Source organism: Microbacterium phosphatis (assembly GCF_049177115.1).
Taxonomy (GTDB): domain Bacteria; phylum Actinomycetota; class Actinomycetes; order Actinomycetales; family Microbacteriaceae; genus Microbacterium; species Microbacterium phosphatis.
In genome coordinates this window covers 2,475,509-2,496,069 of the sequence record NZ_CP185370.1, presented here as the reverse complement: position 1 = coordinate 2,496,069, position 20,561 = coordinate 2,475,509, and the positions used below count along the sequence as shown (strand labels likewise).

Sequence of the window (20,561 nt, the reverse complement as noted above, 5' to 3'; positions counted from 1 at the left end):
ATTTGACAGGCCGGTGGATCCGCGGCACGCGCGGGCGCAGTAGCGAGCCGATCTGGACGTGCCTTCCGAATTCGCGGTGCAACGACGAAAGCGCCCCCGGCCGGAGCCGAGGGCGCTTCGTGAAGCGGTGAGATCAGCTGTTCTCGAGCACGAAGTCGATCGAGCGGATCAGCTGGCGGACGTCCTCCGGGTCGATCGAGACGAAGGTGGCCACGCGCAGCTGGTTGCGGCCGAGCTTGCGGTAGGGCTCGGTGTCGACGATGCCGTTGGCGCGCAGCGTCTTGGCGATCGCCGCCGCGTCGACCGACTCGTCGAAGTCGATCGTGGCCACAACGGGGGAGCGGTGCGACGGGTCGGCGACGAACGGCGTCGCGACGGCCGAGGCCTCGGCCCACTCGTACAGGGCGCCCGACGACTCGGCCGTGCGGGCCGCGGCCCACGACAGGCCGCCGTTGCCGTTGATCCACGACAGCTGGCTGTCGAGCAGGTGCAGCGTCGTCAGGGCGGGGGTGTTGAGGGTCTGCTGCAGGCGCGAGTTGTCGACGGCCTGCTTCAGGCTCAGGAAGTCGGGGATGTAGCGACCCGACGCGGCGATGCGCTCGATGCGCTCGATCGCGGCCGGCGACATCGCGGCGAACCAGAGGCCGCCGTCCGAGCCGAGGTTCTTCTGCGGCGCGAAGTAGTAGACGTCGGTCTCGGCGATGTCGACGTCGATGCCACCCGCCGCGCTGGTCGCGTCGATGACCGTGAGCGCCCCGTCGTCGCCGCGCACGCGGGTGACGGGCGCGGCCACGCCGGTGGACGTCTCGTTGTGCGGCCAGGCGTAGACGTCGACGCCCACGGTGGACTCGGCCGCGATGAGCGAGCCGGCGGCGGCCTTACGCACATCGGGCGCCTCGAGCCAGGGGGCCGAGGCGGCGGCGGCGAACTTGCTGCCGAACTCGCCGAAGGTGAGGTTCTGGCTGCGCTTCTCGATCAGGCCGAACGCGGCCGCGTCCCAGAACGCCGTCGAGCCGCCGTTGCCGAGCACGATCTCGTAGCCGTCGGGCAGGCGGAACAGGTCCGAGAGGTTCTCTCGGACGCTCTGGACGAGGTTCTTCACGGGCGCCTGGCGGTGCGAGGTGCCCAGCAGCGACGAGCCGACGGCGGCGAGGGCCTCGATCTGCTCCGCGCGGACCTTGGACGGGCCGCAGCCGAAGCGTCCGTCGGCGGGCAGAAGGTCGGCGGGGATCGTGAGCGTCATGGCCCTCAGCCTACTTCTGGCCCGCTCAGCGCCGCGAACTCATGACGCCGATCGACGACGGCGCACGGCGCGGGTGGCGAGGGGCGCCGGCGCCTGTCGATCGCCCAGGAGGAACGCCTCCCGTGACAGCGGGGCTCGTTAGGATTGCCTGTGTGACCGACCTGATCGACACCACCGAGATGTACCTCCGCACGATCCTCGAGCTGGAAGAGGAGAACATCGTGCCGCTGCGCGCGCGCATCTCGGAGCGGCTGGGTCACTCCGGCCCCACCGTCTCGCAGACCGTGGGGCGCATGGAGCGCGACGGGCTCGTGGTCGTCGGCGACGCCCGCCGGCTCGAGCTGACCTTCGACGGGCGCCAGAAGGCGATCGACGTCATGCGCAAGCACCGTCTCGCCGAGCGCCTGCTCTCGGACGTCATCGGCCTCGACTGGGCCTTCGTCCATGAAGAGGCGTGCCGCTGGGAGCACGTGATGAGCGAGCAGGTCGAGCGTCGCCTCGTCGAGCTGCTGGGCCACCCCACCGAATCCCCCTACGGCAACCCCATCCCGGGTCTCGACCAGCTGGGCGGCGCCACGATGCGCATCTTCGACGAGGGTGTGATCGGTCTGGTGAAGTGTCTCGACGCGGCCGGCGGCCCGATCCGCGGCACCGTCCGTCGCCTCGCCGAGCCCGCCCAGGTCGATCCGGATCTGCTGCAGCAGTTGCGCGCCGCCGGCGTCGTCCCGGGCGCGGAGGGCGACTTCCGCTACAGCGAGGGATACGTGCTCGTGCAGATCGACGGCCACGAGGAGGGCCTCGAGCTGCCCGTCGATCTGGCATCGCACATCTTCCTGGTGGACGAGCGCATCGTCTGACGCCCAGGAAGCTCCCCGGGGATCCCCAGGGGCATAGGGAAAACCGGGCGTGACAATTCCGTTACCTTCCCGTAGTGTCGGGTGAAGCCCGGGGCGACCCCTCCTTGGGCGGCTCCGTGGGAAATCGCCTCAACGGCTCGTCATTTCCACGGATCGCACACTGTGTGCCCCGACAAACCAGTGCTGACGAGCCGGCGGCCCGAACCGCGTGGCGATGGAGGATCCCTTGTCTGAAAACGCTTCAACTTCCGTGCCATCCGACGCGGACAACTCGACGGGTCTCGTCAAGACGACGCCCCGCACCCCCACCATCCGCACCGGCCAGGTCCGCTCCGCGATCCGTCGCGCTGAGCGTGAGGCCCGCCGTGCGGGGGCGCCGAAGATCCGCCCCCTCCGTGCGCTCGGCACGGTGGCCGCGGTCGGCGCCCTGATCGCCGGCGTCGCCTTCCCGGCGTACGCGGCCATCCAGTCCGACGGCGAGGCCCTCACGGTCCACGACGTCGCCACCGACTCGGCGCAGTCCATGGTCGTGGCGTCCGAGGTCCAGACGCAGACGCTCGCGGGCTCCGCCTACACGGCCACCACGCCGGAGGAGCTCGAGAAGGCGCGCGCCGAGAAGGAAGCGGCCGAGCGCGCCAAGAAGGCCGCCGCCGCCGCGGCAGCTGCGGCAGCCGCCGCCGCTCGCACCTACAGCAGCGGCGCCGCCGTCGCCGCGGTCGATCCCGCGAACATCCCGATCTCGTCGGGTGGCTTCGGCGCTCCGCTGCCCGGCGGATACCGTCTCGGCGACAGCCTCGGCGCCGGCCACAGCCAGGCCACGCACGACGGGCTCGACATGCTCATCGGCAGCGGCACTCCGATCTACGCGATCGCCGACGGTGTGGTGGCCTCGTCCGGCTGGTCCGGCGGCTACGGCCTGATGGTCCGCTACAACTCGACCGTCGACGGTAGCGCCGTCGAGGTGCGAAACGCCCACATGTCGTCGGCCGCGGTCAGCCCCGGCCAGACCGTCTCGCGCGGTCAGGTCATCGGCTACGTCGGCTCGACCGGCGCGTCGTCGGCCCCGCACCTCCACATCGAGATCCGCGTCAACGGAGGCCTCGTGAACCCGCTGTACGTGCTGCCGCTCTGATCTGATCGGCGTTTCCCACACAAGGCCCGCACCACTCGGTGCGGGCCTTGTGGCGTATCCCCGAGAATTCGGCCGCCGTTGGGCCCCGCGGCCGCATCCGCGCGCTACCCTGATCCCGTCGCCGCCAGGAGATCAGGGAAGGAGAAGGCCGATGAAGCGAATACCTCGCATCCGAACCATGGATGCGCTCGGGCGTCACGTGCTTCGGCATCACTCCCTCTTCCATCCTGTGCACACGAGCCGCGGTTCCGCCGCGGACCCGAAGGCGCTGTCTGTCCAGACGGCGCCTTTTCTCGTCTCTGCACACCGCTGATTCCCTCGCGAAGGCAGTTCGTGAACCCCGGAAGCCGTCCGGGGCCGACCTTGAGGACATGTGATGCGCACGCTGGTGTTGAACGCGGGATACGAGCCGCTCGCGGTGGTCTCGTTCAAACGAGCCCTGGTGCTTGTGATGAGCGACAAGGCCACGGTGGTGGAACACGACGAGGAGCTGCCCGTCTGGGGCACCACCGCGATGTACGACCGTCCGGCGGTGATCGTGCTCACCCGCTACGTGCGTGTGCCCACCTCGCGCAGGATGCCGGTGACCCGCAGGGGAGTGCTCCGGCGCGACGCGAACCACTGCGCGTACTGCGGGAAGGCGGCGTCGACCATCGACCACATCCTGCCGCGTTCGCGCGGCGGCGCCGACTCGTGGGAGAACCTCGCGGCCTGCTGCCTGCGCTGCAACAACGTCAAGGGCGATCGCACCCCGCAGGAGATGGGCTGGGACCTGCTGCTCACACCCCGTCCGCCGCACGGGACGGCCTGGACCGTCCGCGGTGTCGAGCGAGCCGATCCGCGCTGGGAGCCGTACCTCGCCCTCGCGGCGTGACACCGTCTGCGCGCCGGAGCCCGACACTTCGTCCCCCAGTCTCGGTACTATGCCGCCACAGCGGCACCCGCGGCTGACGCCCGCCGACGCGAACAGAGGGAGCCCCCGTGGCGAAGAAGATCAAGGCCGGCAAGGCCGAGAAGACGACCTCCGACGTAGACGGCGCCCCGCCCGCGCCGACGCTGACGAAGAAGGACGCGAAGAAGGCCGCGGCTGCCGCGAGCAAGGCCGAGAAGAAGGCCGCCGCGAAGGCTGCCGCGAAGGCCGAGAGGAAGGCCGCCGCGAAGGCCGAGAAGAAAGCGGAGAAGAAGGCCGCCGCGAAGAAGGCCGCCGCGAAGAAGGCGGACAAGAAGGCCGAGAAGAAGGCTGCCGCGAAGAAGACCGAGAACAAGGCTGGGGCGAAGAAGGCGGCGAAGAAGGACAAGCCTGAGGGGATCCAGCCGGTCACAACGGCCGCGGCCGAACCGCCGCAGCCGACGGAGGCCGTCGAAGGATCCGCCGCCCCCGAGCACACGCCTGAGATCGTCGAGCAGGGGCGGATCGATGAGCCGGCACCGTCGGTCGCGCGGGAAAGCGCGCCGCACCGCCGCGCGCCGAAGTCCGCCGTCGCGCCGTTCGACGCGTCGAGCCTCACGTCGCTCACCGTGTCGCAGCTGCGCGCGCGGGCGCGCGACGAGCAGCGTCGCGGATACTCGCGCCTCTCGAAGGACGAGCTCGTCGAACTGCTCTCGCCGCCGGCCCCGTAGCCGTAGCCGGCGGGACCGCCCGCGCCGTCAGGCGGTGAGCGCGCGGGGCTCTGGTGCGGTGGCGTCCGTGAGCAGCTCCAGAAGGTGGGTGGCGGGGGCGTCCACGCGCTCGCGCGCGGCCGAGACCACCGAGACGGTCCAGGACAGCCCGGGCGTCTTCGGTAGGGCGAGCTTCCGCAGCGGCGCCGCCTGGGGCTTCGCGGCGACGTGACGGGGCACGATGGCGATGCCGAGGCCGCGGGCGACGAGGTCGAGCAGAGTGTGGACGTCGTTCACCGTGCAGCGCACGCGCCGGCTCACGCCCTGCGCCGCGAGCATGTCGTCGTTCAGCTCGCGCACGCCCCACGACGCGGTGAAGTCGATGAAATCCTGCCCCTCCAGGGCCCGCCAGGAGACCTCCTGCCGGTTCGCCGCCCCGCCGGCGAGCGCATGACCCGGCGCCGCGAGCAGCACCAGCGACTCCTCGCCGAGGGTGCGCTGGGGGAGCGCGCCGAGGTGCTTCGTGGTCGCGACGAAGGCGACATCGATGTCGCCGGATCGGGTGAGGGCGACGAGGTCGCGCGATCCGGCCTGGGTGAAGTGCGTCTCGACCCGCGGGTGACGGCGGTGGAAGCGCTCGAGCAGCGCGACCACGTCGACGAAGCCGAGGCACTGCTCGGCGCCGATGCGCAGCGATCCGGTCACCTCGCGGCTGGCCGTGACGACGGCATCGCGGGCGCTGGCGGCCTGCGCGAGCAGCTGGCGCGCGTGGGGGAGCAGGGCGAGGCCAGCCTCCGTGAGCTCGACGCGGCGAGTGGTGCGGTCGAACAGTGGTGTGCCGAGCTCCTCCTCGAGGCTGCGGATCGCCGACGACAGGCCGGACTGCGAGATGCCGGCGAGCTCGGCGGCGCGCGTGAAGTGACGCTCCTCGGCGACCGCGAGCAGATACTCCATCTGACGCAGATCCATCCATGCCCTCCGCTTCTCAATCCCAGAACTCACAACTGTTGGACTTCTAGATTATCCGTTCCTAGAGTGAACACGCGGCTACGGGAGCCGCACGCACACTCCGAAGGAGAGAGCACATGCAGCAGCGCACCATTGGCGGTCGCTCCGTCTCGGCCATCGGCCTCGGTGGGATGCCCATGTCGATCGAAGGCCGGCCCGACGACGCTCGGGCGATCGCGACGATCCACGCGGCGCTCGACGCCGGTGTCACCCTCATCGACACCGCCGACTCGTACCACCGCGACGCGAACGAGGTCGGCCACAACGAAGACCTCATCGCCCGCGCCCTGCGCAGCTACGGCGCCCCGGCCGACGAGGTGCTGGTGGCCACGAAGGGCGGGCACCTGCGCCCCGGCGACGGCTCGTGGACGCAGAACGGCGACCCGGCCTACCTTGCGCGCGCGGCCAAGGAGTCGGCCCGCCGGCTCGGGGTCGACGCGATCGGTCTGTACCAGTTCCACCGCCCGGACCCGTCGGTGCCGTACGCCGACTCGATCGGCGCGATCCGCGATCTCCTCGACGAGGGCGCCATCGTCATGGCGGGCATCTCGAATGCGAGCGTCGCGCAGATCGACGAGGCGCGCGAGATCCTGGGCGGGCGTCTTGTGTCGGTGCAGAACCAGTTCTCGCCGGCCGTCCGGTCGAGCCTCGGCGAGCTCGAGCACTGCGCCGCGCTCGATATCGCGTTCCTGCCGTGGTCGCCGCTCGGCGGCATCCGCAGCGCGAAGGATCTCGCGGATCGCCACGGCGCGTTCCAGGAGGTCGCTGACGAGACCGGGGCCAGCGTGCACCAGGTCGCCCTCGCGTGGGAGCTGGCGCTCGCGCCGGTCGTCATCCCGATCCCCGGCGCCTCGCGCCCCGAGAGCATCCGCGACTCCGCCGCGGCGGCCGAGCTCGAGCTCACCGCCGAGCAGGTCGCCCGCCTGTCCGCCTGATCCGGCGATCTGCCGATCCGTCTGAAGAAGAGAAGAACAATGAAGACCTTCACCCTGCCCGGGACTGAGATCGAGGCGTCGAACATCGTCCTCGGCCTGATGCGCATCCAGGACAAGACCGACGACGAGGTGCGCACCCTCGTCAGCACGGCGCGCGACGCCGGCATCAACTTCCTCGACCACGCCGACATCTACGGCGCGGGCGCGCAGCACGGGTGCGAGCGTCGGTTCGCCGAGGCGCTGAAGCTCAGCGCGTCCGAGCGCGAGCAGTGGATCATCCAGTCCAAGGCCGGCATCGTGAAGGACGGTCCGTACTTCGACTTCTCGTACGAGCACCTGATCCGCTCGGTCGAGGGATCGCTCGAGGCGCTTGGCACCGACTACCTCGACATCGTGCTGCTGCACCGCCCGGATGCCCTGGTCGAGCCCGAGGAGGTCGCGCGGGCGTTCGACGAGCTGCACGCAGCGGGCAAGGTCCGTGCGTTCGGCGTCTCGAACCAGACCCCGGCCCAGATCGAGCTGCTCAAGAAGCACGTCACCCAGCCGCTCGTCGCCAACCAGCTGCAGCTGTCGGTCACGCACGCGCCGATGATCGCGCAGGGCGTCGCCGCGAACATGCAGGGTCTCGACCAGTCGATCGTCCGCGACAACGGCATCGTCGACTACTGCCGCCTGAACGACATCACCATCCAGGCATGGTCGCCGTTCCAGGCGCAGTTCTTCGACGGTCCCTTCCTCGGATCCGACCGCTACCCGGAGCTCAACGCCGTGGTCGATCGGCTGGCCGAGAAGTACGAGGTGCCGGCCGAGGCGATCGCCGTCGCCTGGATCACCCGCCACCCCGCCAACATGCAGGTCGTGCTCGGCACCACCACGCCGGCGCGCGTGCAGTCCGCTGCCCTGGGCTCCGACCTGCCGCTGACGCGCCCAGAGTGGTACGAGCTCTTCCGTGCAGCGGGCTACTCGGTGCCCTGATCCGCTGATTTACCGCGATGCGGACGGGCGCCCCTCTTTGGAGGTGGCGCCCGTCTTTGCGTGTGCGGCTGGCTCATACAAGGGCAGGACCATGAACCGTTCACAAGAGATCGCTTTGACGGTCAGTTCATCCCGGCGCGCGATCACGCCGCTGCGTAAGAGAGCACGCGCGGCGCCGGCGCGGAGATCGAACGAACTAAATCTGCCGCCGGAGCGGGTGGACCGCTCGTCGGCATCAACAACAGTGGCTTCCGCAAGAAGGTCCAGGTCGAGCGCGTCGAGTGAAGTCGAGGCGAGTGGAACCGGCGCCCGATCGAGAGCGAGCCGGGGGAGGAGCCCTGCAATCTCGTCGCGGACGGTGGCTTCCCACGACTGCTCGTTGAGGTTGGCGGGCTTGTTGGGGCGCGACATCGCCCACGCACGACGGTCGATTTGCGTGAGGACTTGGATGCTGGGGCTCGCGCCGCCGTGCTGGGCGCTCCACTCCGCGATGAGCTTGGCGCGGTTCGCCTCGATTTGCGCCGACCGACGGGAGAAGGGCCGGACCGCCGCCGCCAATTCCGCCACCTCGCCGACGTCGTCGAGCGTGAACCCATGGCGGGCAAGAGCTGTAACCCACAGTGGATCGGTGCGCGCAGCGAGATCGCCCTCGGCGTTGATCAGCGTGTGCAGCTTCATCGCGACCCGCGAGTCAACATTGGACCACTTGCCGTCGGCGCCGAGCACCTTCACGTTCAGCCAAAGGTGGCGGTGGGCGTGCGGGTCGAGCGCGCGCGAGCGACGGTGGTCGAGCTCGACGACCTCGAGGCGGGTGATGTCTTCCCGGATCAGTCCGCCGTGCCCGCGACGTGCGTTGAGCTCGTCGAGCCAGGTGGTCAGGATCCGGTCGCGCAGGCGGTCCTGCAGCGACTCGAACTCGGTCGCCAGATCCGGATGCAGCAGGGCGGCGATGCTGTACGACTTGGGATGGTTGAGTGTCGCATCCAGCAAGAGGTCGGCGTCTGCGCTGAGCCGCTGGGTTCCGCGCTCCTCGCCGGTGACCGGGTCATGGCCGGTGAGCCACACCCGGAGAGCATCCGCCGACAGCTCATCGGCCGCGATGGCGCCATTCGTCACTACGTACCGGGTGACGCTCGCATCGCCGGCGTTGCTGTACACCTCGAGTGCGTCGGATCCGGTTGAGAGGTGGAGATGAGCGTCGCAGGTTCCCTTGACGGCGTAGTCGATTGCGCGCCCGACCCCACCGGATCCGGCGCCTCTCTTCCATCGCTGCAGGCCCCCGCGCATGGCGCCAGAGTACGAGCGATTTCCTAGTCTGGCCAGCACTTTTTATGCTGTGTAGGTACCTGCACTGGGATGCTTCAGGATGACGCTCGGATCACGGCCTCACCGAACGGTGCCTGCGTGCATCGTTTGATCGTCTATTTCGTTGGGTGGTGGTTGAAGTGGCGCCGATGGTCGGGTCGCGGAAGGCGCATTATGGGCGGCGTGCACGTCAGGGGGGTCGTGAAGCCCTGTACACGTCCAAGCTGCGGTCGGTCTTGCCGTCTGTCAACGCTTCAGGGCCGCGGCTGGAATCCAGATGAGACCAACCTCTGGATTGCAAACGTCGCCGGCCGGTTCGTGTCGCAGTGCGGTGGCTGCGCTCACGCAGTCCTTGGTGGTCTGCGGGTGCCCGGTTTCGCGCACGCAGTTGCTCAGGAGTGATGGGCCTCTCGCAGCGGAAATACTTCGTCGTAGAGCTCGCCACAGTTGATGCGCCCGACGACGCGACCGACACCCGCGGTCCAATTCCGTACGAGACCTGCAGGCACGCCATCCACAGAGTAGAAGAGCATGCGTTTCTCCGAAGCCCAGGCGCCCGACTCGTGGTTCGGCTCGTGGCGAAACTCGATGTCCGTAGACGTGATCAGATAGTCGAACGCTTCTTGCTTCTCTGCCTCGCTCAGGAACTCCACTTGATGGTCCTTGCCGTATACGAGCTTCGTCATCGCTCCCCGGATCACTTTGATGGCGCTCTGGAACAGCGCTATTGGTCGGGCGCCAGCGGGGCGGCTGCACCGATGGGTGACAGTGCCTAGTCATGCCGCCAGGGCGGTTGCCATGTTCATGATGGTCTCGAACTCGCCAGGCGTCAAACGACCCTGCCCGCGGTCATCACGGCGACGATCGTAGGCCCGCTCGATCCAGATCGCCATGGCGGTGCTGCCCGCGGGTGGTGTCGGATGAGCCCAAAGCTAGGCTCGGCTCGCCGCGGAAGCGGCTAGAGTCGGTGCTGCACGGGCCACAGCGGATCCGTCGCAGAAAGAATGGGTCTTGCCGGGGATCATGATGGCGACACTTGGAGCGCGGCGCTCAGGCGCCAATGCTGCGGAACAAATCGTTAAGTCTCGTCAGCGCGTGAGCGATCACGGCGAGGTCTTCACTCCGCGCTGGCTTGTCGACGACATGCTCGATCTGGTCAAGTCAGAGACCGAACGCATCGACTCGCGGTTCCTAGAGCCGGCGTGCGGATCAGGCAACTTCCTCTTACCGGTCCTCGAGCGCAAGCTGGCCGCGGTGCAGGCCCGGCACGGTCGAAGCGATTTCGAAAAGCGCCATTACGCCCTCTTCGCACTGATGTGTGTCTATGGAATCGAGCTACTGCCCGACAACGTAGCCGAGTGCCGCGATAATCTCGCGGCCACTCTGGTTCGTTTTCTCGGGCCGAGTGCGGGCAACGAATGGTACCGAGCTGCTCTCGCGGTCCTCTCGGTGAACGTCGTTCAGGGCAATGCCCTGAAAATGACGGATGCCTCGGGCGAGGCGATTCTATTTCCGGAGTGGGGATACCTCGGACGAGGTAAGTTCCAGCGCCGTGACTTTCGCCTCGACGACCTCACCCAACGCGCATCGGCCGCGGTAGGGCTTTTCGAGGCGTTCGAGGAGCACGAGATTTTCACGCCGGTGCGGACGTACGCCGCGATGACCGTGAAAGAGATCGCGGGTTGAGCGCGCCGGTTGTCGACGGCAAGGCGTCGTTCGCCCTCCGCGGTCACAATCCTGACGTGCTGACATGCATCGCGAATCTCTCGAACGACGAGGTTTTCACCCCTCCCGAACTCGCGAATCAGATGCTCGACACGCTCGAGGTCGCGTGGGCCGAGGCCAACTATGGCGCCTCGATCTGGTCGGACCCGACTGTCACTTTCCTTGATCCGTTCACAAAGTCGGGGGTCTTCCTCCGCGAGATCACCAGGCGGCTGACCGACGGTCTCGAATCGCAGATCCCTGTGCTCGAGGAGCGGGTAGACCACATCCTTACGAAACAGGTCTATGGCGTCGGGATCACACGACTCACGGCGCTGCTCGCGCGACGGAGCGTGTACTGCTCGAAGGACGCGACGGGCACGCACTCGATCGCGACCTCCTTCGACCGTGATTGGGGCAACATCTGGTTCGAGCGAACCGAGCACACATGGGCGGGTGGCAGGTGCGCCTACTGCGGCGCGGGTAAGTCAGGCTACGAGCGATCCGACGACCTCGAGACGCACGCATACGCCTTCATTCACACCACCGATATCAAGGCGCGGCTCGCGCGCATGTTTGGAGCAGACGTGCAGTTCGACGTCATCATCGGCAACCCGCCTTACCAACTGAGCGATGGCGGCGGATCGGGGTCGAGTGCGATGCCGATCTATCACCATTTCATTGAACAGGCGAAGCGGCTGGAGCCGAGGTTGCTCGCGATGATCATCCCGTCAAAGTGGTTCTCAGGCGGGAAAGGTCTCGATGACTTCCGCGCGACAATGCTCGGCGACCGACGGCTCCGTGCGCTCGTCGACTACCCAGACTCCCGAGAGGCCTTCGCCGGCGTCGATGTAGCGGGTGGCGTCTGCTATTTCCTGTGGGATCGCGATGATCCAGGGGTGTGCCACGTAGAGACGCGAGTCGGAGGCATGTCAGTCGCCGCTGACAGAGTCTTGGACGAGTTCGACGTGTTCATCCGTGACAATCGGGTGCTTAATCTCGTAAAGAGAGTGCAAGAGAAGAGGGATGTCCCGCTCTCCGCGGTGGTCTCTGCCAGGAGGCCCTTCGGGATCGACTCGGCCGATGCGGGTTCGGCGGCTGGCGATCTCTATCTCTACGCGAGTGGCGGGGATGCCCGCGTACACCGCGCAGATGTCCCGAAGGGTGGGGAGCTCGTAGACAGGTGGAAAGTTCTTCTGTCGAAGACGTCCAGCGAGCACGCGGGCCAGACCGACAAGTCAGGGCGGAAGAGAGTGCTGTCTCGAATCGAGGTCATGCCGCCAGAGTCGGTCGCCACGGAGTCCTACCTCATCGTCGGCCCCTTCTCATCCGAGCTCGAGGCCCGCAACGCCGCGGCATATCTGCGCACACGGTTTGTGCGATTTCTTGTCTCCGCGATATTGCTGACGCAGAACATCACACGCGGGTCATTTGCGTTCGTGCCCGCGCAGGACTTCTCGCGCGCGTGGCCGGATGAGGATCTCTATGCGAAGTACGATCTGAGCGAGGATGAGATCGCGCTCATCGAGTCGCAGATCAAGCCGATGGAGCTTGGCGATGCCTAGGTCCGTCGACGAGCTCCTTCCCGAGAAGCAGTCGGCTCGCCTGCGCATCTACGCGTACTCCATTTCCGACGACGCGCATGCAGGACTACTCAAGGTCGGGCAGACGACGAAAGACGTGAAGACCCGGGTCGCGCAGCAGCTTAAGACGGCGGCGATCGAGAACTTCGAGATTGTGCTTGACGAGCCAGCCGATCGACCCGACGGCACGGTGTTCCGCGACTTCGATGTGCGCGAGCGGTTGAAGCAAAAGAAGTTCGCCAACCCGACGCTTGAGTGGATGCGCTGCTCGGTCGAAGACGTGCGTCTCGCGATTGCCGAGCTGCGCGCGAACAAGGCCTACGAGGGCACACCAACGCTCGACTTCCCGATGCGCGCCGAACAGCAGGCGGCGGTCGACAAGACGCACGACTACTACCAGTCGATCTGGGCCGAAGACGACGATGGCGTCCCAGAGTTCCTATGGAATGCGAAGATGCGCTTTGGTAAGACCTTCGCGACCTACCAGCTCGCGAAGAAGCTTGGCGCGAAGCGTGTACTCGTCGTCACGTTCAAGCCTGCGGTAGAAGACGCGTGGGACACAGACCTCAGGACCCACGTTGACTTCGACGGGTGGCAGTACCTGTCGCGCAAGACCGGAGGGGATCCTACGTTCGTCTCTCCCGACCAGCCCCTTGTCTTCTTCGGATCGTTCCAGGATCTCCTGGGCCGTGACGCCGCCGGCAATTTCAAGGCCAAGCACAGGTGGCTGACCGACGTGACCTGGGATCTCGTCGTGTTCGACGAATACCACTTCGGTGCCTGGCGAGACACGGCCAAGGAGCTGTTCGAGGGTGAAGACGATGCCGTCCGTAAAAAGGAGCAGGCGCTCGAGTTCACTGCCGCCGAAGAGACCTTCGCCGAAGAGCTCGAGGAGCGCGGCAGCGACGAAGACGCGTTCGTGCCGATCAAGGCGCGCGCCTACCTCTACCTCTCGGGTACTCCGTTCAAGGTGCTCAACGAAGGCCGGTTCATCGAAGAGCAGATCTTCAACTGGACCTACACCGATGAGCAGCGCGCGAAGGCGGACTTCGCTGTGCGGCATCCACTCCACCCCAACCCGTATGCCTCGCTGCCCGAGATGCGCCTGCTTACGTACCAGATGCCCGACGAGCTTATTGCGATCGCGAGCCAGGGCGAGTTTGACGAGTTCGACCTAAACGCGTTCTTCGAGGCGAAAGGAATCGGCGAGGACGCGGAGTTCGTCCATAAGGACGACGTGCAGAAGTGGCTAGACATCATCCGCGGCGGCTATCTGCCGACGCAGGTTGATGCGATGAAGGCCGGCACACGGCCGCCGTTCCCGTACTCGGACTCGCGGCTGCTGCCGTATCTGCAGCACTCGCTCTGGATGCTGCCGCGCACCGCCTCGTGCGCCGCCATGGCGAATCTGCTCGCTGAGCCGCAGAACGCGTTCTGGCACGACTACCGGGTGGTCAACGTGTCGGCGCCGGGCGTCGGCGTCGGGCTCGATGCGCTGCCGCCGGTGCGCGAGGCGATCGGTGGGGGACACGACACCAAGACGATCACGCTCACGGTCGGCAAGCTGACGACCGGTGTGACCGTGCCGCAGTGGTCGTCGATCCTCATGCTGCGCAACCTGCAAGCACCCGAAACCTATTTCCAGGCAGCGTTCCGCGTGCAGTCGCCGTGGACGATCCGCAACCCGAACGGCGACGATCCGAACGAAGAGGCCATCCTCAAACCGGTGTGCTTCGTCTTCGACTTCGCGCCGACGCGCGCGCTGCGTCAGATCAGCGAGTACGGGCGCGGACTATCTCCCGAAAACCCTAACCCGGAGCGTGCCGTCGAAGAGCTCGTGTCGTTCCTGCCGGTGCTGGCCTACGACGGCTCGAACATGACTCAGGTCGATGCGGCCGGCATCCTGGACATCGCGATGTCCGGAACCTCGGCGACGCTCCTGGCGCGCAAGTGGGAGTCGGCGATGCTCGTCAACGTCGACAACCTCACTCTTAAGAAGATCATGTCGTCGGATGCCGCGATCGAAGCGGTCATGAACATCGAGGGCTTTAGAGCTCTCGGCTCATCAATCTTCGAGACGGTGGTGAACAAGAGCGAGTCGGTCGGCAAAACGAAGAAGGAGAGGGGCGACGACATAACCCCGGCTGAGAAGAAGGAGCTCACGGCCGAGGAGAAGGAATATAAGTCCAAGCGCAAGCAGATCCAGGAGAAGCTGATCAAGTTCGCGACGCGGATCCCAGCGTTCATGTATCTGACGGACTACCGCGAGAACACGCTCTACGACGTCATCACCAAGATTGAGCCCGACCTGTTCCGGGCGGTGACCGGGCTCACCGTCGAAGACTTCAATCTGCTTGTCGGGCTCGGCGTCTTCAACGCCGGACACATGAACCAGGCCGTGTTCGCGTTCCGCCGCTACGAGGACGCGTCCCTCAAGTACACGGGAATTGAGTCGCACGGAGGGCTGCGTCACTATGGCCTCTACGACACTGTGGTGGCGGTCGAAAATTAGAATTGCACTCGCTCCGGCGAGCCATCGATCCCTCGCGGAGCCCCCGGCCGCGCCCTGCCACGAATAGAACGGAATGAACTTGTCGATCCCCAAGTGGCATGAGTTCATGGCACCGATCCTTCGAGTCATGAGCGACGGCGCGACGCGCGACCGAGGCGAGATCACCCAAGCCGCCGCGGACGAAGCAGGAGTTCCGAGCGCAGAGCGTCAGATCACGCTAACAACCGGTCAGCCGATGTATGCCAACCGCGTGGGATGGGCGATCTCTCATCTCAACAGAGCGGGCGCTTTATCGCGCCCTGAGCGAGGGCACTACGTCATCAGCGCTCTGGGACGCAAAGTGCTCGACACCCGCCCCGCCGTGTCCCGTGCGGACGTCGAGGTGGTGACAGGCTACCGACGGACGCGCCCTGTCAGCGAGGCGACCATTGAGCCGACCGAGGATGTCGCATCACTCGACCCGGCGGAGCTCATCGATCAAGGAATTAAGCAGATTCAGGCTGACGTCGCCGCGGAGCTTCTCGCTCGGCTCATGACGAAGTCGCCGACATTCTTCGAGCAAACCGTGGTCGACCTGCTCGTGGCGATGGGCTATGGAGGGGCCGAAGGACAGGCCAGGGTCACTTCGGCGTCGAATGACGGCGGGATCGACGGCATCATCGATCAGGACACGCTTGGGTTGAGTCGGGTATACATTCAGGCCAAGCGGTACTCAGCCGACAACGTCGTAGGTCGACCCGAAGTGCAGGGCTTCGTGGGCGCGCTCAGCGGAAAGGCCGACGGGGGCGTCTTCATCACCACGGGCCGGTTCAGTGGCGGCGCCGCGGAATACGCCGCCGCCGTGCCGACACGCGTGATCCTAATCGACGGCGATCGTCTCACCTCACTGATGATTCGATTCGGTATAGGCGTGCAAGCGAAGCAGACAGTGCAGATCGTCGAGCTCGACGAGGATTACTTCGACTAGAACTCGATGGCATCACAGAGGTGCCGGCTCGACGTGTCGTGCGAAGAGCAGCGGCGCATGCCCGCAGCCCTAGCAAGTCGCCTCGCCCGCTTCGCGGAGAGAGGCGAGTACGTCCCGCGCTTAGCGTTTCAAGGGGGGCGGCCGGACCTCGCATGCTCCCTCGCTACTGTGATTGGGCACGAATCAGTGTCTGGTCGCTCGAAATGGTCATCGCGCGAGTTGTGCGGCGCGTTCATCTTCGCTTGGCCCATCTGACCGCTGCCGCTATCGCTGAGATCAGTCTCCGCCCCCGCCCCGACAATCAGCCGCCCCAGCGATCGGGCGAGGCGCAGTGCTCGTCGTCGAACGGCTGCTAAGCGGAGCGCGCCAGCGCGCAGTCTGCAAGGAGTGGGCGGCGAGAACGGAGGCGCGACCGAGCGCTACACTCTCGGCGTCGGAGGGAGGCGCCCTCCACCACCGCCAGTTGACGACGTCTTCCGTCATCTATCCACATCGGGCATCGGCGGCGTTGACGGCGTCCAAGCAGTGTCCGACACTGGGCCGATACTGACCGTCGAGCCGGTACGAGCGGAGGTCGAGATGGGCAGCATCACCCCGTACGAGTCGGTGAACGGTCGCCGCTACCGCGTGCGCTATCGCAAGCCCGATCGCACCGAGGCGGAGAAGCGCGGCTTCACGACGATGCGTGAAGCGAAGTTGTATCTCTCCATGGTCACCGTCTCGAAGGCGAAGGGCGAGTACATCGACCCGGCCTTATCGCGGGTTCCCGTCAGCATGTTCGCCGACAGCTGGTTGCGGTCAAAGCAGCCGCCGATGTCGAAGCCGTCGTACTACATGACGCTCGAGCAGGCGTGGAAGAACCACGTCGCCCCGGTGTGGGCCGACCGGGAGATCTCGTCGATCCGGCGCTCTGAAGTCCAGGATTGGGTGTCAGACCTCGCGACCCGTAAGTCGCGCACGGTCGTCATCCGCTCACTCGGAATCCTCGCGGGCATCCTCGACGTCGCCATCGACGATCGTCGCCTCGCAAGCAACCCGGCGCGCCACGTGCGCAACCTTCCTCGGCATGGGCCGGGCAAGCGCCGCGTCTACCTCACACATGACCAGGTGGCGACGCTGGCCGCGTGCTCTGCCTACCCGACGCTCGTCCTGACGCTGGCGTACTGCGGCTTGCGATGGGGCGAGGCCACGGGCCTGCGCGTGCGCAGCGTGAACCGATTGCGCCGCCGCTTCGTCATCGAGGAGAACGCGGTGATGATCGCCTACGAGATCCATGTCGGCACGCCCAAGACGCACGAGCGGCGCTCGGTCCCGTATCCCGAGCGTCTCGCTCCGATGATCGAGCAGGCGTGCGCCGGCAAGGGTCCCGAAGGGCTGCTCTTCGGCGACGGGGTCAACCACATGCGCAACTCGGGGGCGAAGGGGTGGTTCGCGAACGCGGTACGGCGTGCGCAGGAGTTCGATTCGTCGATCCCGCGGGTAACCCCTCACGATCTCCGTCACACGGCCGCGTCGCTCGCGATCAGCTCGGGCGCGAACGTGAAGGCCGTGCAGCGGATGCTCGGGCACGCGTCGGCGGCGATGACGCTGGACACCCACGCCGATCTGTTCGACGACGATCTGGATGCCGTCGCGACGCGACTGAACGGCCAGATGCCGCTGGTGGCGCTGCCGTCGGGTCCGCAGACCCGCTACGCCCGACCGCAGTGACCGCAGAGAGCAGATTGCTCAGTTTTTCGACGAGGCGAACGCCACCAGAAACGCTCGATTTCGTCGCTCTGAGACGTCGAACGAAGGGTCGTGATGCCCCTCGAAGCTGCCCCGTTTTCGGCTCATAGCGTTCTCAAATGCGGGCAAAAAGCGGGCAAAAACGCAAAACTAGTTAGGCTTTCTGAAATAAACCCCTGGTCGGGAGGAGAAATATGTTGTGCCCCTGGAGGGACTCGAACCCCCAACCGTTTCCTTAGGACGGAACTGCTCTTCCATTGAGCTACAGAGGCTGGCCCGGCAAGTCTAGCCGGGGATTCCGGGGCTACTGAGCGTCGCGGGACTCCTCCTTCCGCTCCTCTGTGTGCCCCCGGTGTGCCCCGCGGGCACGATTGAGGCGATCTAAAGCCGCGGCATCCGCGTCTCCACCGACCCAGTGCGCGTAGCGCGACGTGATCGACAGGTCAGAGTGCCCGGCCCACTGGCGAACGCTCTGCACGTCTACACCGGCGATGAGCCAGTGTGTGATCGCCGTGTGTCGGAGATCGTGCAGCGTGCGTCCTTGCGAGGTGTTCCCCCAGTCGAGGCGCAGCCGCAGCCCGCCGGCGTGGACACGTGGCAGCAGCCGGTCCGAAGGAGCTTTACCCGCGGCCCACTTGCGCGCGATGTCGAGCGCGGCGTCTTCTAGGGGCACGCGCCGGGCTTTCCCGCTCTTGGGGGTCTTCGGCTCCGCGGTACCTTCGGGCTGAGCGCGCTCGACCCTGATCGCGGGTGTCGGGACTTCGACGAGGTCTCCGGCGCGCAGCGCTCGTGCCTCGGACCATCGCAGGGCTGTCATGCCTAGGAAGGCGACGGTATCGGCATCGATAGGGGACAGCGCCCGCCAGATCGTGAGGCGAGCCATGAGTTCCGCCTCGGAGTACGGACGCACTTCCTCCGTCGCGCGGGCCGCTGTGGGGATGCGGACGCCGCGAACGGGGCTAACGGGGATGACCCCATCCCGTACGAGGGAAGAGAAGAACGAGCCCAAGACGTTGCGGAACCGTGCGATGGAAGCACGAGCCTTTCCAGCCTGTGCGAGCCTCGTGAACTCTGCTTCGATGAGGGCTGCCGAGACAGCGTTCGCCTTGACGGCACGCAGCGCGGGCGATACCCACTTCAGCAATGCCGTCTCAGCGCGGGCCGTCGTCACCGCCACGCGGGCAGGACGATCCGCCGCCCACAGATCGAGCAACACGCCGATCCGTTGCTGCCCCGCGCGAGGGTCGGGGCTCCCGGACAGGAGCGCTTTCTGCCTTCGCTCCCAGGTCTCCGCCTCTCGGCGTGTATCGAACACCTTCGATCCCGCGTACTGCCTTCCCGCCTTCACGATGGCCCGCCAGCGATTGCCGTGCTTGTTAACGCTCACGCTGCGCGGCTCCCTCGGACCAAGGCTGCGAGGTCGATGCCCTCGAGCGAGCATCCGAGCAGCTTCTCGACTTCGCCTCGCCGGTACCGGCGTGTCGACTCCGTGAGGTACACAGGAGTCAGTGGGGCGCGATCTTCCGTAGCCAACCTCGAGAGGTGAGCGCGAGAGATCCTGAGGACGGCGGCAGTCTCAGCCTCAGTGAGGAACAGGGAAATCCCCTGCGCTGGCCGAGTCACCGCTACCCCTCCCGACGAGCCTGGAGGCGGGCCCAGTCGTCCAGTTCGTCGAAGGCGCGGTAGCTGTCGACCAGGCTCGCGAAGGCGGACCCGAGTGCAGCAACGAGGCGTGCAGTCGCGTAGAAGAACTCGTATCCGCTGGGCGTCTCCGTCGCGTTCAAGCGTAGGAAGACAGGGTTCTTGAACTGACCCCACGCGCAGAACGCGCGCTCGGTGAGCTCTTCGAGCTGCTCGCGAGTCTGTGCGGCCGCCCAGAGCTTCTGCAGCTCGCGCGTTTCGGCACTGATGGCCTTGTGCGCAGCGACAGTCAGGTCGTCTCCCTCGCGTGCCCACTCGTCCAGGGTCGCGGTGAAGAGGTTGTCGATCCGCTTGTGCACGAGGTTTGCGCCCGTCGTGGGACGGATCTGCGCCCGGAGTCGACTGGCGAGAGACATGCGGTCGTTTCCTTCGTCGTCGACGATGGTCGGGTTGAACTGCCGAGCCGCGTTCACTGGGTGACTCCGTTCGCCTGGAAGTAGACCCCAGCAGAGTCGCCCGACTGCCAGAAGCCGATGGTCAGGTCCTCGAAGATCGCCGGCTGCATTGGGACGATGGTCGGCTCGGCCGCCGACGGAACCGTGACGGTGATGACCTCGGGCTTGCCCTTGTCCGGCGTGAACAGCACGTTCACGGACCACTGGGGGATGCCGTCGCGGTTCTTCTTCTGGTTGCCGTCCTGGTCCAGCCGTTCAGGGGCATGAACGCGTGCGGGCGGGTGATGGTGTCGATCGGGAAGGGGCTAGCCATTGCGATGGCCTCTCCGGGCCGTAGGCCCTTGCTCTAGATGGGTCACAACTGCACGATATCGTGCACTGACGCCTTCAGTAGAGCATGCGGTGCACGCGCAAGCAAGTGCGCTCCGCGTGTCGCATGTTTCGCGTTTGTAACAGATCGCCCGTGCTTGCATGATGGACTGCATGACCGACTCAAACGAACCGACCGTTCCCGACGGTGTCGATATCGCCACGCTGGACTACGACGTACGACAGGCGAGTACGAGAACGCTCAACGCTGCTCGTCGAGTGACCGAAGCCCTAGGAGCCCTCAACGAGTACGCACGCCACCGTCAGATCTCGACAGACGGAGCAGAGTTCGCGCTGGAACCGGAGTTCGTCGCGGACTACGTACGGCAGACGTTGCGAGAGCTCGCGACCGTGCGAGACGCCGCGGCGGACGAAGTACGCGCACTCATCGCTTGGGCCGGTGAGCGCACCGATCTCTCAACGCACGAACTCGGCCGCGCGGCCGGGGTTTCGAACTCGACCGTTGGCCGCTGGCAAAAAGCCTCGGACTCCTGAGCGGCCCGGGGCCTATTCCGAAGCGGGTAGAGAGTCCGGGGGCACTCTGGCGG

Annotated in this window: 19 protein-coding genes and 1 tRNA gene; 12 read left to right on the top strand and 8 right to left on the bottom strand. The window is 66.4% G+C overall.

The window, feature by feature from the left end; translation table 11 throughout:
* Positions 1–133: 133 nt before the first annotated feature.
* Positions 134–1,243, bottom strand: coding sequence for a phosphoserine transaminase (gene serC / locus ACOKGD_RS11855; protein ID WP_342337757.1), 1,110 nt, complete (start codon positions 1,241–1,243; stop codon positions 134–136).
* A gap of 152 nt (positions 1,244–1,395) precedes the next feature.
* Between serC and ACOKGD_RS11850 the strand changes: the two genes are divergently transcribed.
* The 4 genes from ACOKGD_RS11850 (at position 1,396) to ACOKGD_RS11835 (ending at position 4,852) form a co-directional block, all read left to right on the top strand.
* Positions 1,396–2,100 (top strand): metal-dependent transcriptional regulator, encoded by a 705-nt coding sequence (locus ACOKGD_RS11850; protein WP_342337758.1) that lies wholly within the window; start codon positions 1,396–1,398, stop codon positions 2,098–2,100.
* 250 nt (positions 2,101–2,350) lie between these two features.
* Positions 2,351–3,232 (top strand): M23 family metallopeptidase, encoded by an 882-nt coding sequence (locus tag ACOKGD_RS11845; protein WP_342337759.1) that lies wholly within the window; start codon positions 2,351–2,353, stop codon positions 3,230–3,232.
* A gap of 376 nt (positions 3,233–3,608) precedes the next feature.
* Positions 3,609–4,106, top strand: a complete 498-nt coding sequence (locus ACOKGD_RS11840) for an HNH endonuclease (protein WP_342337760.1) — start codon at positions 3,609–3,611, stop codon at positions 4,104–4,106.
* Positions 4,107–4,213: 107 nt separating this feature from the next.
* Positions 4,214–4,852 (top strand): hypothetical protein, encoded by a 639-nt coding sequence (locus ACOKGD_RS11835; protein ID WP_342337761.1) that lies wholly within the window; start codon positions 4,214–4,216, stop codon positions 4,850–4,852.
* A gap of 27 nt (positions 4,853–4,879) precedes the next feature.
* Here ACOKGD_RS11835 and ACOKGD_RS11830 read toward each other — a convergent pair whose 3' ends face one another.
* Positions 4,880–5,800, bottom strand: coding sequence for a LysR family transcriptional regulator (locus tag ACOKGD_RS11830; protein WP_342337762.1), 921 nt, complete (start codon positions 5,798–5,800; stop codon positions 4,880–4,882).
* 116 nt (positions 5,801–5,916) lie between these two features.
* Here ACOKGD_RS11830 and ACOKGD_RS11825 point away from each other — a divergent pair, with 116 nt between their 5' ends.
* Positions 5,917–6,774 (top strand): aldo/keto reductase, encoded by an 858-nt coding sequence (locus tag ACOKGD_RS11825; RefSeq protein ID WP_342337763.1) that lies wholly within the window; start codon positions 5,917–5,919, stop codon positions 6,772–6,774.
* 39 nt (positions 6,775–6,813) lie between these two features.
* Positions 6,814–7,749, top strand: coding sequence for an aldo/keto reductase (locus tag ACOKGD_RS11820; RefSeq protein ID WP_342337764.1), 936 nt, complete (start codon positions 6,814–6,816; stop codon positions 7,747–7,749).
* 9 nt (positions 7,750–7,758) lie between these two features.
* Here the strand turns inward: ACOKGD_RS11820 and ACOKGD_RS11815 are convergent, their stop codons facing one another.
* Both ACOKGD_RS11815 and ACOKGD_RS11810 read right to left on the bottom strand, forming a co-directional pair.
* Entirely contained in the window at positions 7,759–9,036 is a 1,278-nt protein-coding gene (locus tag ACOKGD_RS11815; RefSeq protein WP_342337765.1) for a relaxase domain-containing protein, read from the bottom strand.
* 410 nt (positions 9,037–9,446) lie between these two features.
* On the bottom strand, positions 9,447–9,707 hold the full coding sequence (locus tag ACOKGD_RS11810) for a hypothetical protein (RefSeq protein WP_421355050.1): 261 nt from the start codon (positions 9,705–9,707) through the stop codon (positions 9,447–9,449).
* Between the two features lie 442 nt (positions 9,708–10,149).
* Between ACOKGD_RS11810 and ACOKGD_RS11805 the strand changes: the two genes are divergently transcribed.
* From ACOKGD_RS11805 to ACOKGD_RS11785, 5 genes are all read left to right on the top strand, one after another.
* Positions 10,150–10,740, top strand: coding sequence for an SAM-dependent DNA methyltransferase (locus ACOKGD_RS11805; RefSeq protein ID WP_342337769.1), 591 nt, complete (start codon positions 10,150–10,152; stop codon positions 10,738–10,740).
* 56 nt (positions 10,741–10,796) lie between these two features.
* Positions 10,797–12,323 carry an Eco57I restriction-modification methylase domain-containing protein gene (locus ACOKGD_RS11800; RefSeq protein ID WP_342337770.1) on the top strand — a complete coding sequence of 509 codons (1,527 nt, stop codon included), beginning with the start codon at positions 10,797–10,799 and terminating at the stop codon, positions 12,321–12,323.
* Entirely contained in the window at positions 12,316–14,853 is a 2,538-nt protein-coding gene (locus ACOKGD_RS11795) for a GIY-YIG nuclease family protein (RefSeq protein WP_342337771.1), read from the top strand. Before ACOKGD_RS11800 ends, ACOKGD_RS11795 begins: the two co-directional genes overlap by 8 nt.
* Before the next feature lie 73 nt (positions 14,854–14,926).
* Complete coding sequence (locus ACOKGD_RS11790; RefSeq protein WP_421355049.1) at positions 14,927–15,820, top strand: restriction endonuclease; 894 nt, start codon at positions 14,927–14,929, stop codon at positions 15,818–15,820.
* 579 nt (positions 15,821–16,399) lie between these two features.
* A complete protein-coding gene (locus ACOKGD_RS11785) occupies positions 16,400–17,530 on the top strand; it encodes a tyrosine-type recombinase/integrase (RefSeq protein WP_421355048.1) in 1,131 nt (376 codons plus the stop codon).
* A gap of 218 nt (positions 17,531–17,748) precedes the next feature.
* Here ACOKGD_RS11785 and ACOKGD_RS11780 read toward each other — a convergent pair.
* The 4 genes from ACOKGD_RS11780 to ACOKGD_RS11765 form a co-directional block, all read right to left on the bottom strand.
* A tRNA-Arg gene (locus tag ACOKGD_RS11780) sits at positions 17,749–17,820 on the bottom strand.
* Positions 17,821–17,852: 32 nt separating this feature from the next.
* Positions 17,853–18,935 carry a tyrosine-type recombinase/integrase gene (locus ACOKGD_RS11775; protein WP_342337773.1) on the bottom strand — a complete coding sequence of 361 codons (1,083 nt, stop codon included), beginning with the start codon at positions 18,933–18,935 and terminating at the stop codon, positions 17,853–17,855.
* 238 nt (positions 18,936–19,173) lie between these two features.
* On the bottom strand, positions 19,174–19,662 hold the full coding sequence (locus ACOKGD_RS11770) for a hypothetical protein (protein ID WP_342337774.1): 489 nt from the start codon (positions 19,660–19,662) through the stop codon (positions 19,174–19,176).
* Positions 19,659–19,841: a hypothetical protein gene (locus ACOKGD_RS11765; protein ID WP_342337775.1), complete on the bottom strand. Its 183-nt coding sequence runs from the start codon at positions 19,839–19,841 to the stop codon at positions 19,659–19,661. The genes ACOKGD_RS11770 and ACOKGD_RS11765 overlap by 4 nt, the downstream gene beginning before the upstream one ends.
* Before the next feature lie 286 nt (positions 19,842–20,127).
* On the opposite strand from ACOKGD_RS11765, the gene ACOKGD_RS11760 reads away from it, so the two are divergent.
* Positions 20,128–20,508 carry a hypothetical protein gene (locus tag ACOKGD_RS11760; RefSeq protein WP_342337776.1) on the top strand — a complete coding sequence of 127 codons (381 nt, stop codon included), beginning with the start codon at positions 20,128–20,130 and terminating at the stop codon, positions 20,506–20,508.
* Positions 20,509–20,561: the final 53 nt, after the last annotated feature.

What these genes read in the sequence shown, in the direction of transcription:
- ACOKGD_RS11785 (WP_421355048.1), top strand. Translation starts at nt 16,400, where the DNA reads ATGGGCAGCATCACCCCGTACGAGTCGGTGAACGGTCGCCGCTACCGC.
- ACOKGD_RS11825 (WP_342337763.1), top strand. Translation starts at nt 5,917, where the DNA reads ATGCAGCAGCGCACCATTGGCGGTCGCTCCGTCTCGGCCATCGGCCTC.
- ACOKGD_RS11840 (WP_342337760.1), top strand. Translation starts at nt 3,609, where the DNA reads ATGCGCACGCTGGTGTTGAACGCGGGATACGAGCCGCTCGCGGTGGTC.
- serC (WP_342337757.1), bottom strand. Translation starts at nt 1,243, where the DNA reads ATGACGCTCACGATCCCCGCCGACCTTCTGCCCGCCGACGGACGCTTC.
- ACOKGD_RS11830 (WP_342337762.1), bottom strand. Translation starts at nt 5,800, where the DNA reads ATGGATCTGCGTCAGATGGAGTATCTGCTCGCGGTCGCCGAGGAGCGT.
- ACOKGD_RS11815 (WP_342337765.1), bottom strand. Translation starts at nt 9,036, where the DNA reads ATGCGCGGGGGCCTGCAGCGATGGAAGAGAGGCGCCGGATCCGGTGGG.
- ACOKGD_RS11795 (WP_342337771.1), top strand. Translation starts at nt 12,316, where the DNA reads ATGCCTAGGTCCGTCGACGAGCTCCTTCCCGAGAAGCAGTCGGCTCGC.
- ACOKGD_RS11760 (WP_342337776.1), top strand. Translation starts at nt 20,128, where the DNA reads ATGACCGACTCAAACGAACCGACCGTTCCCGACGGTGTCGATATCGCC.
- ACOKGD_RS11820 (WP_342337764.1), top strand. Translation starts at nt 6,814, where the DNA reads ATGAAGACCTTCACCCTGCCCGGGACTGAGATCGAGGCGTCGAACATC.
- ACOKGD_RS11790 (WP_421355049.1), top strand. Translation starts at nt 14,927, where the DNA reads ATGAACTTGTCGATCCCCAAGTGGCATGAGTTCATGGCACCGATCCTT.